The organism is Mesorhizobium sp. M8A.F.Ca.ET.021.01.1.1 (assembly GCF_003998025.1).
Classification (GTDB): domain Bacteria; phylum Pseudomonadota; class Alphaproteobacteria; order Rhizobiales; family Rhizobiaceae; genus Mesorhizobium.
Genome location: NZ_RZSJ01000215.1, coordinates 1 through 9,204, shown reverse-complemented (window position 1 = coordinate 9,204; position 9,204 = coordinate 1). Strand labels below are relative to the sequence as shown.

The 9,204-nt window shown below is 63.3% G+C and carries 9 protein-coding genes and 1 pseudogene; 9 read left to right on the top strand and 1 reads right to left on the bottom strand.

Features of this window, described 5'->3' with window-relative positions; genetic code table 11:
• From EOA36_RS17870 to EOA36_RS17845, 6 genes and pseudogenes are all read left to right on the top strand, one after another.
• A pseudogene (locus tag EOA36_RS17870) lies at positions 1-239 on the top strand (DNA repair protein RadA); the annotation flags it as partial.
• A gap of 44 nt (positions 240-283) precedes the next feature.
• Entirely contained in the window at positions 284-943 is a 660-nt protein-coding gene (locus EOA36_RS17865; RefSeq protein WP_127278760.1) for a CvpA family protein, read from the top strand.
• A 104-nt stretch (positions 944-1,047) separates the two neighbouring features.
• The gene (gene purF, locus EOA36_RS17860) at positions 1,048-2,517 is read left to right on the top strand and encodes an amidophosphoribosyltransferase (RefSeq protein ID WP_127278759.1); all 1,470 of its coding nucleotides are present in this window, start codon (positions 1,048-1,050) and stop codon (positions 2,515-2,517) included.
• A 148-nt stretch (positions 2,518-2,665) separates the two neighbouring features.
• Positions 2,666-3,406: an SDR family NAD(P)-dependent oxidoreductase gene (locus tag EOA36_RS17855; RefSeq protein ID WP_127278758.1), complete on the top strand. Its 741-nt coding sequence runs from the start codon at positions 2,666-2,668 to the stop codon at positions 3,404-3,406.
• Between the two features lie 78 nt (positions 3,407-3,484).
• On the top strand, positions 3,485-4,123 hold the full coding sequence (locus EOA36_RS17850; protein WP_127278757.1) for a hypothetical protein: 639 nt from the start codon (positions 3,485-3,487) through the stop codon (positions 4,121-4,123).
• 169 nt (positions 4,124-4,292) lie between these two features.
• Complete coding sequence (locus EOA36_RS17845) at positions 4,293-4,511, top strand: hypothetical protein (RefSeq protein WP_127278756.1); 219 nt, start codon at positions 4,293-4,295, stop codon at positions 4,509-4,511.
• A 167-nt stretch (positions 4,512-4,678) separates the two neighbouring features.
• Here the strand turns inward: EOA36_RS17845 and EOA36_RS17840 are convergent, their stop codons facing one another.
• Positions 4,679-5,185 (bottom strand): OsmC family protein, encoded by a 507-nt coding sequence (locus EOA36_RS17840; protein WP_127278755.1) that lies wholly within the window; start codon positions 5,183-5,185, stop codon positions 4,679-4,681.
• A 189-nt stretch (positions 5,186-5,374) separates the two neighbouring features.
• Between EOA36_RS17840 and EOA36_RS17835 the strand changes: the two genes are divergently transcribed.
• The 3 genes from EOA36_RS17835 to EOA36_RS17825 all read left to right on the top strand — a co-directional run.
• Positions 5,375-6,892: a peptidase S10 gene (locus tag EOA36_RS17835; protein ID WP_127278754.1), complete on the top strand. Its 1,518-nt coding sequence runs from the start codon at positions 5,375-5,377 to the stop codon at positions 6,890-6,892.
• Positions 6,893-7,075: 183 nt separating this feature from the next.
• Positions 7,076-8,182 carry an agmatine deiminase gene (gene aguA, locus EOA36_RS17830; protein ID WP_127278753.1) on the top strand — a complete coding sequence of 369 codons (1,107 nt, stop codon included), beginning with the start codon at positions 7,076-7,078 and terminating at the stop codon, positions 8,180-8,182.
• Positions 8,183-8,253: 71 nt separating this feature from the next.
• Positions 8,254-9,204: extracellular solute-binding protein (locus EOA36_RS17825; protein ID WP_127278752.1), on the top strand; the 951-nt coding region annotated here is incomplete at its 3' end.

The window sequence follows — 9,204 nt, the reverse complement described above, 5'->3', positions numbered from 1 at the left end:
CCGCCGATTGCGTCTATTTCGGCGAAATCAGCCTTTCGGGCGCGGTGAGGCCGGTTGCGCATGCGCAGCAGCGCCTCAAGGAAGCCGAAAAACTGGGTTTTGGTAGCGCGGTTCTGCCCTTGGGCAGCGAGGAACTTGCTGGAGGGATCGGGGCCGGCGCTTTCCAACCCACCGAGCTTGCCGACCTCGTGGCGCGTATAGCCGGCTCACGGCGAAGCCGTGCCGACGATGAAGAGTGACGCGGCTCATCCGGTGGTGAGCAAGACAGAGTGGGGCGAACGACATGCCGATTACGCTGCTTGACGGAATTCTCGTCGGCTTCACCCTGGTCTCGGCGATGCTCGCCATGGTTCGCGGTTTTTCGCGCGAAGTGCTCTCGGTGGTGTCCTGGGCGGCGGCGGCGGCGGCCGCCTTCTTCTTCTACAAGCCGGTCCTGCCCTACCTGAAGCCCTATATCGACAATGAGAAGATCGCCATGGCCGCTGCCGCCGGCGTCGTCTTCATCATCGCGCTGATCGTGGTCTCGGTCATCACCATGAAGCTCGCCGACTGGATCATCGATTCGCGCATCGGCGCGCTCGACCGCACGCTCGGCTTCCTCTACGGCGCCGCGCGCGGCGTCCTGGTCGTCGCGGTGGCGCTGCTGTTCTTCAACTGGCTGGCCGGCGCCAAGGCCCCGGCCTGGGTCACGGAAGCCAAGTCGCGGCCGCTGCTGGAACAGATCGGCGCCAAGCTGGAAAGCCTGCTGCCGGAGGATCCGGAAAACGCCATCCTCAAGAAGCTCAATCCGAATCAGCCGGCCGCCGAGACGCCCGCCGCGCCCGACGCACCGGCGGCGGATGCCCCAGCCGGCGGCGACGACGCCAATGCGCCAGCGCCCGACGACAACGACGCCGGTCCCGCCGACAACACGGCCAAGCCGGCGCCAGCGCCGGCGAACTGAGGTCCGAACGGGACGTCTGGCGATCGATCCATGTGAACGATCGCATGCAGTGCGTTGCTTTCGACGCGCGACCGCCTTATATGGCGATTTTAGCGGAGCTTAAGATGGCAGACGCAGACGACGTGCTTTCCGCCGAGGCTGACGATCATTTCCATGACGAATGCGGCGTCTTCGGCATCTTTGGCCGGCAGGATGCGGCGGCCATCGTCACGCTCGGCCTGCATGCGCTGCAGCATCGTGGCCAGGAAGCGGCCGGCATCGTTTCCTACGACGGCACCCAATTCCATGTCGAACGCCATGTCGGACTGATCGGCGACACCTTCACCAAGCAGCGCGTCATCGACAGCCTGCAGGGTAACCGCGCCATTGGCCACACGCGCTACGCCACGACAGGCGGCGCCGGCATGCGCAACATCCAGCCCTTCTTCGCCGAGTTGGCCGATGGCGGCTTCGCCGTCGCCCATAACGGCAACCTCACCAACGCCATGACCGTGCAGCGCGCGCTGCAGAAGCAGGGCGCGATCTTCTCCTCCACCTCCGACACCGAGACGCTTTTGCATCTGGTCGCGACCAGCAAGGAGCGCGATCTCAACTCGCGCTTCATCGACGCGGTGCGCCAGGTAGAGGGCGCCTTCTCGCTGGTGGCGATGACGGCCAAGAAGATGATCGGTTGCCGCGATCCGCTCGGCATCCGCCCGCTGGTGCTCGGCGATCTCGACGGCGCCTGGATCCTGGCCTCCGAGACCTGCGCGCTCGACATCATCGGCGCCCGTTTCGTGCGTGATCTGAAGCCCGGTGAGATGGTCGTCGTCACCTCGAAGGGCATCGAGAGCCTGTTCCCGTTCGAACCGCAGAAGACCCGCTTCTGCATTTTCGAATATGTCTATTTCGCCCGGCCCGACTCTTCGGTCGAGGGCCGCAATGTCTATGAGGTGCGCAAGCGCATCGGCGCCGAACTGGCGCAGGAAAACCCGGTCGAGGCCGACATCGTCGTGCCGGTGCCGGACTCGGGCACGCCGGCGGCGATCGGCTTCAGCCAGGCGGCAGGCATTCCCTTTGAGCTTGGCATCATCCGCAACCATTATGTCGGCCGCACCTTCATTCAGCCCGGCGATTCGATCCGCCACATGGGCGTCAAGCTCAAGCACAACGCCAACCGCCGCATGATCGAGGGCAAGCGCGTGGTGCTGGTCGACGATTCCATCGTGCGCGGCACCACCAGCCAGAAGATCGTGCAGATGGTGCGTGACGCCGGCGCCAGGGAAGTGCACATGCGCATCGCCTCGCCGCCGACCAGCGCGTCGTGCTTCTACGGTGTCGACACGCCGGAGAAGTCGAAGCTGCTCGCTTCGCGCATGTCGGTGGAAGAGATGGCCGAATTCATCCGCGTCGATTCACTCGGCTTCCTCTCGATCAACGGGCTCTACCGCGCCGTCGGCGAGGCCAGCCGCAACGACGAACAGCCGCAGTTCTGCGATGCGTGCTTCACCGGCCAGTACCCGACCCGCCTGCTCGACTTCGAAGGCCACGACAATGTGCGCACGCTGTCGCTGCTGGCGACAAGCGGGGCGTAGGATTGCCGGACCGTCACCAGCTTAGAGCGGTTCAGCGTTCGATAGAATCGCCGAACCGCTCTAACTCTTTGTTTTTACGCAATTCCGGACGGAAAACCGTTACACACTTTTCCTGGAATTGCTCTAGCCAGAGTTCCGGAAGCATCGCATGACCCTCGACCTTACCGGCCGCGTTGCGGTCGTCACCGGCGCCTCGCGCGGCATCGGCTATTTCATCGCCAGGGAATTGGCGGCCGCCGGCGCCCATGTCATCGCGGTTGCCCGCACTGTCGGCGGGCTGGAAGAACTCGACGACCAGATCAAGGCGGCCGGCGGCCAGGCGACGCTGGTCCCGCTCGATCTCGCCGACATGGCCGGCATCGACCGGTTGGGGGGCGCCATCAACGAGCGCTGGGGCAAGCTCGACATTCTCGTCGCCAATGCCGGCGTGCTTGGCGTCATCTCGCCGATCGGCCATGTCGAGGCCAAGACCTTCGAAAAGGTGATGACCATCAACGTCACCTCGACCTGGCGGCTGATCCGCTCCGTCGACCCGCTGCTGCGGCTTTCGGATGCCGGCCGGGCGATTATCCTGTCTTCCAATGCCGCGCATTCCGCGCGCGCGTTCTGGGCGCCTTACGCGGCATCGAAGGCGGCGGTCGAAACAATGATGCGTTCCTGGGCGCATGAGACGCAAAGCCTGCCGCTGCGCGTCAACGCCGCCGACCCCGGCGCCACGCGCACCGCGATGCGCGCGCAAGCCGTACCCGGTGAGGATCCCGAGACGCTGCCGCACCCCTCCGAGATCGCCAAACGCATCGTGCCGCTGGCCAGCCCGGACCTCAAAGAGACCGGCCTGATCTTCCAGGCCAAGCACAACCGCTTCGTCACCTATCGGCAACCGGAATAAAACTCGGGTTCGAAACGGATTAAAAGAGCCTTCGGCTACGTTCTCCTGACGTAGGACATTCGAAACCGGAGGACCGACATGCGCAGATTCGTTATCGTTGCCGCCGCTCTCACCGCCGCCCTTGGGGCTACAGTCGGTGTGGCTGTTTCCCAAGATACCAAAATGAGCTTCTTCGTCACCAGTGTCGGCTCCGGCAAGGGCGCCGATCTCGGTGGCCTGAAGGGCGCGGACGCCCATTGCGCATCGCTTGCCGAAGCCGCCGGCGTCACCGGCAAGAGCTGGCACGCTTATCTCTCGACCAGCGCCGAGGATGCGCGCGACCGCATCGGCAAGGGGCCTTGGTTCAACGCCAAGGGCGCCAAGATCGCCGATGATGTCGCCTCCCTGCACAGCGACGCCAAGGGCATCACCAAGCAGACCGCGCTGAATGAGAAGGGTGAGACGGTCAACGGTCGCGGCGATACTCCCAACCGGCACGATATGCTGACGGGATCCAAGCCTGACGGCACCCGGATCGCCGACCAGACCTGCGGCGACTGGACGATGAGCGGCGCCGAAGGGGCGGCCATGATGGGCCATCACGACCGCACCGGTCTCGACGATTCGGCGGCGGCAAAGTCATGGAATTCCTCGCACGCCTCTCGTGGCGGCTGCAGCCAGGAGGCGCTGAAAGGCACAGGTGGCGACGGCCTGTTCTATTGTTTTGCGACCGACTGAACCGTGGCGTCGGCAACAGGCCAGTCCGAAAATCCGCCGGATGATCACGCGGCTGTGATCTAAGGGAGAAGGGCGCGCGGCGGTCATGCTTTCGTCATTTCGGAGGAGTTGTTAGGATCGGAAGACTCCCACACCAAGCGCCCTGCTGGGGCAGAACAAGGAAAACTCCATGGCTACGACCGCAGCATTGGTCTGGTATCTGGTAATCGCCGGCCCACAGGGCGGCATGGTTGTGCTGCCCAGCACCTTCGACAAACGCGAACAGTGCGCCGCCGCCATCACCGAGTATCAGAAGCAGCCGACACCCGCGGGCTGGTCCGTGCAGTGCGTGCCGAGCGCCTCGCCCTTCACCGACGAAGGCGACGCCGAAGAGCCGGCAGCTCAGTAAGCATCAGGTATCACTAGAGCAATTCCAGGAAAAGTGTGCAGCGGTTTTCCCGGAAGAAGCGCGTAGCGCTTCCCCTTGGGAATTGCGTAAAAACAAGAAGTTAGAGCGGGTCAGAGATTCTATCAAACTCTGAACCGCTCTAGGCCCGCTGCCGCGGGCCTTGTGATTCATCTCCGCGCGCTCACCGTCAGCTCCGGCTTCTGGTTGATGGTCTGGAACACCACGCAATAGCGCTCGGTCAGCTTCAGCAGCGAATCGATCCGCTCCTGCGGCTCGTCCGTGTCGAGATCGAAACTGAGCCGGATGGCGCGAAAACCGACCGGCGCATCCTTGGCGACACCGAGTGTGCCACGAAAATCAAGGTCGCCTTCGGCTTCAACGGTCGCGGCGCCGAGCTTGAACTCGAGCGCCGTCGCCACCGCCTTCAGCGTCACCCCGGCGCAGGCCACCAGCGCCTCGAGGAGCATGTCGCCGGAGCACAGCTCGAGCCCCGAGCCGCCTGTCGCCGGATGAAGGCCAGCGACGGCAATCGCCCTGCCGGTGTCGACCTTGCAGGCGACCGACTGTTCGTCGATCGAACCCTTCGCTCTCAGCGTGATCAGTGCTTGCGCGGCGTCGTTACGGTAGGCCTGCTTCAGCGGCGCCTGCATGGCCTTGAGTTCGGTCGCGTCCATTTTCGTTCCTTTCGAACGGCTTTCTGTCTTGATAGCACGGTCGTACGGAAGTGTGAGCCAATCCGAGCGACGATCCAAGCTGTCAGGAACCGGTGTCGAGGGGATAGCAGTGGGCTCGCCTTCGTCTATTCCCTTTGACTTCATTCGCCTCGGCCATACCTATGCGGGAGTCGTTCCCGCGGAGGCCTCATGCGTTCCAAGCTGAAACTCGTCTCCCTTGTCCTCGTCATGCTTGCCGGCTTCGCGCGGCCCCTCTTGGCTGAAACGCCAGAGCGGCCAGCGCCCGAGGGTGGTGTGCTGTCGCTGCTGCCCTCACCCGAGATCAGCGACCATTCGATCACCATTGCCGGGCACAGTCTGCGGTACCAGGCAAAGGCCGGCACGCTTCCGCTGCTCTCCGGCAAGGGCGAGGTCACGGCGGAGATTTTCTATGTTGCCTATACGCTGAAACCGCGTGAGGGCACGGCGACGGAAGCACCGCGGCCAATCACCTTCGCGTTCAATGGCGGCCCGGGCGCCGCTTCAGCCTATCTGCATCTCGGCGCGCTCGGACCGCGCATAGTGGCGACCGGAGCCGACGGGGAATTCCTCCCCTCGCCGCAGAAGCTCATCGACAATCCCGACAGCTGGCTCGACATGACCGACCTCGTCTTCGTTGATCCGGTGGGAACCGGCTACAGTCGCGAGGCGCCTGGCCAGGATACGCACGACTTCTGGGGCGTCAGGCAGGACGCCAGTTCTATCGGTGCGTTTATCCGGCTCTATCTTGCCCAAAACAGCCGCATGGGATCCCCGCTGTTCCTCGCCGGTGAGAGCTATGGCGGGTTCCGGGCGGCACTGCTTGCCAGGACGCTGCAGGAAGATATCGGCATCAGCCCAAGCGGCATCGTGCTGATCTCGCCGGCGCTGGAATTCACCCTGGTGCAGCCCGACGAATTCGAGCCGCTGCATTGGGCTCTCGAACTACCCTCCCTCGCCGCGGTTCGCCTGCGTAGTGAAGGTTTCAACGGCGATGCACTGCGGGAAAAGCTCGCCGATATCGAGCATTATGCACTTGGCGAGTACCTCACCGCGCTCGCCAGTGGGCTGGAGCAAGGCGGGCGGCTGGCCAGCGATCGCGTAGCGGAGATCACCGGCCTGCCACTCGACCTCGTTCACCGCAACTTCGCCCGCGTCCCGACCTCGCTCTTCGCAAGGGAGTTTGGCCGTGCCACGGGCAAGGTGCTCAGCCCCTATGACGGTATGATCGCGACGGCGGACATAGCGCCTCAGAGCGCCCGGATCGCCGGTCCCGATCCGGTGCTGGACCGCAGTGTGCCGGCGCTGACCTCGGCTTTTGTCGGCTACGCTCGCGACGAGCTGAACTTTCGCACCGATGTTAGCTACCGCTTACTGAACGACGATATCAGCCACAACTGGGACTATGGGACGAGCGCCTCGCGCCAAGGCTATGCTGGCGTGGTGGACGATTTGCAGCGGGCACGCTCCTTGAATCCCGCGCTGGGCGTCGTCATCGTCAACGGCTACACCGATCTCGTCACTCCCTACCTGGCGTCGCGTTATCTGGTCAGCCAGATTCCGTCGCTCGCCGGCGCCAGGCCGATCCGCCTCGACGTCGTTGAAGGTGGACACATGATGTATTTCAAGCCGGACGGCCGACACGCGCTGAAAGAGGCCGCTTCGGAACTTTACCAGGCGACGCAATAAACAATAGAGACCCCGCAATTTCGGGCAACCTAGGCCCGGGGCCAATGGTGCTGGCCCCAGCCGAACGCAGGCCAGGGGACTGGCGCAGTGATCAAGCTATCCCAAATGGGACATTGACGAACAAGGCCCCAAAACCTTCTGATCCGGGAAAGTTTCGTCGTTCCATTTTCCGGCAGTCCCACAATGTCACATACGCTCTCGACCACACCGAGACAGGATGGGTTTCGCGCTCCTGGCGAATTCGAACCCAAATCAGGCTGCTGGCTGATCTGGCCGGAGCGGCCGGACACCTGGCGCCAGGGCGCCAAGCCCGCCCAGAAGCTGTTCGCCGACGTCGCCGCCGCGATCGCTCAAAGCGAACCCGTGACCGTGGCGGCATCCAGCCGCCAATGGCGGAACGCCAGAGCGCGCTTGCCCGCCGAGGTGCGCGTCGTGGAGATGTCCACCAACGATTCCTGGCTGCGCGACAGCGGCCCCAATTTCGTCGTCAACGACCAAGGCGGCGTGCGCGGCGTCGATTGGATCTTCAACGCATATGGCGGGTTTGACGGCGGCCTCTACTCGCCTTGGGATCTCGATGACCTTGCCGCACAAAAAGTGCTCGAGATCGAGAGGATGGACCGCTACCGCGCGCCGCTGATCGCCGAGGGCGGCGGTCTGCAATGCGATGGCCAGGGAACGCTGATGACGACCGAGCAATGCCTGCTCAATCGAAATCGCAACGCCCATCTCGGCAAAGCCGAGGTGGAGAGCCGGCTTGGCGACTATCTCGGCGTCGACGACATCATCTGGCTGCCGCGTGGCTTTGCTTTCGACGAGACGGATGGTCATGTCGACGACCTCTGTTGCTTCGTTCGTCCGGGCGTCGTGGCGCTGAGCTGGACCGATGAGCGGGACGACCCGCAATATGAGATCGTGCGCGAAGCCGAAGAGGTGCTGCGTTCGGCCCGTGACGCGCGTGGCCGCAGCCTGGAGGTTCATCGGCTGCACCATCCCCTGCCGATCGAAATGACGGTCGAGGAAAGCGAGGGCTTGGACCGGGTCGATTCGACCTGGGCGCGGCCAACGGGCAACCGGATCGCGGCGAGTTACATCAACTACTATCCGGGCAACAGCGTCGTGGTCGTGCCGGAGTTCGGCTGCGATCTCGACCGGAAGGCAAAGCAACAGCTGGCCACGCTGTTCCCCGACCACAAGATCGTCGGCATCGAGAACTCCCGCGAAATTCTGCTCGGCGGCGGCAATGTCGCCTGTATCACCTTACCCGTTTATGCGCCGCAGCGGCGTTGAGCGGCAAGCGTGCCGAAAGTGAAATTGGAACGGTGCGCCGCATCGGCCGCACCCGTGAAAGGAGGACACCCATGCGCTCCCTGCTCTTCCCAATCCTGAGCGCCGCGCTTGCCTGCGGCATCTGCTTCGGCGGCGCCCGGGCGGACGACGAGAAGGTCGTCAACGTCTACAACTGGTCCGACTATATCGCGCCGGACACGGCTGAGAAGTTCGAGAAGGAGACAGGTATCAAGGTCCGCTACGATGTCTATGACGGCAACGAGGTCCTTGAGACGAAACTGCTCACCGGCGGCTCGGGGTATGACGTGGTGTATCCCTCGGCCTTTCCGTTTCTGAAGAACCAGGTGAAGGCGGGCGCTTTCCTGCCACTCGACGGATCGAAGCTTTCAAACCACTCGAAAATCGATCCGCAAGCCTTGTCGCTGATCGCGGGCGCGGATCCGCAGAACCTGCACGCAGTGCCTTACATGGCCGTCACGGACGGCATCGGCTACAATGTCGCTGCCATCAAGCAACGGATGCCGGACGCGCCGACAGATTCGTTCGCCATGGTCTTCGACGTCGACGTCGTCAAGAAATTCTCCGATTGCGGCGTCGCCATGATCGATGCCCCGGCGGAGATCATTCCGATGGCCATGAACTATCTCCATATCGACCCCAGGTCGACCAGTCCGGACGACCTCGCCAAGGTTGAAGAACTGATGGGCAAGGTGCGGCCTTATATCCGTTACTTCCACTCGTCGAAATACATCAACGACCTGGCGAATGGCGACATCTGTGTCGTGCTGGGCTGGTCGGGCGACATATTGCAGGCGAAGACCCGTGCGGCGGAATCCGCGAAGAAGCTTGAGATTGCCTATTCCATTCCCAGGGAAGGCACGCTGATAAACTTCGATACGATGGCGGTGCCGAAGGATGCGCCGCATCCGGAGAATGCCCGGGCCTGGATCGATTTCAACTTGCGGCCCGACATAGCGGCGGCCAATTCCAGCTATGTTTCCTATGCCAATGCGATCCCGGAA

What these genes read in the sequence shown, in the direction of transcription:
- EOA36_RS17865 (WP_127278760.1), top strand. Translation starts at nt 284, where the DNA reads ATGCCGATTACGCTGCTTGACGGAATTCTCGTCGGCTTCACCCTGGTC.
- purF (WP_127278759.1), top strand. Translation starts at nt 1,048, where the DNA reads ATGGCAGACGCAGACGACGTGCTTTCCGCCGAGGCTGACGATCATTTC.
- EOA36_RS17855 (WP_127278758.1), top strand. Translation starts at nt 2,666, where the DNA reads ATGACCCTCGACCTTACCGGCCGCGTTGCGGTCGTCACCGGCGCCTCG.
- EOA36_RS17850 (WP_127278757.1), top strand. Translation starts at nt 3,485, where the DNA reads ATGCGCAGATTCGTTATCGTTGCCGCCGCTCTCACCGCCGCCCTTGGG.
- EOA36_RS17845 (WP_127278756.1), top strand. Translation starts at nt 4,293, where the DNA reads ATGGCTACGACCGCAGCATTGGTCTGGTATCTGGTAATCGCCGGCCCA.
- EOA36_RS17840 (WP_127278755.1), bottom strand. Translation starts at nt 5,185, where the DNA reads ATGGACGCGACCGAACTCAAGGCCATGCAGGCGCCGCTGAAGCAGGCC.
- EOA36_RS17835 (WP_127278754.1), top strand. Translation starts at nt 5,375, where the DNA reads ATGCGTTCCAAGCTGAAACTCGTCTCCCTTGTCCTCGTCATGCTTGCC.
- aguA (WP_127278753.1), top strand. Translation starts at nt 7,076, where the DNA reads ATGTCACATACGCTCTCGACCACACCGAGACAGGATGGGTTTCGCGCT.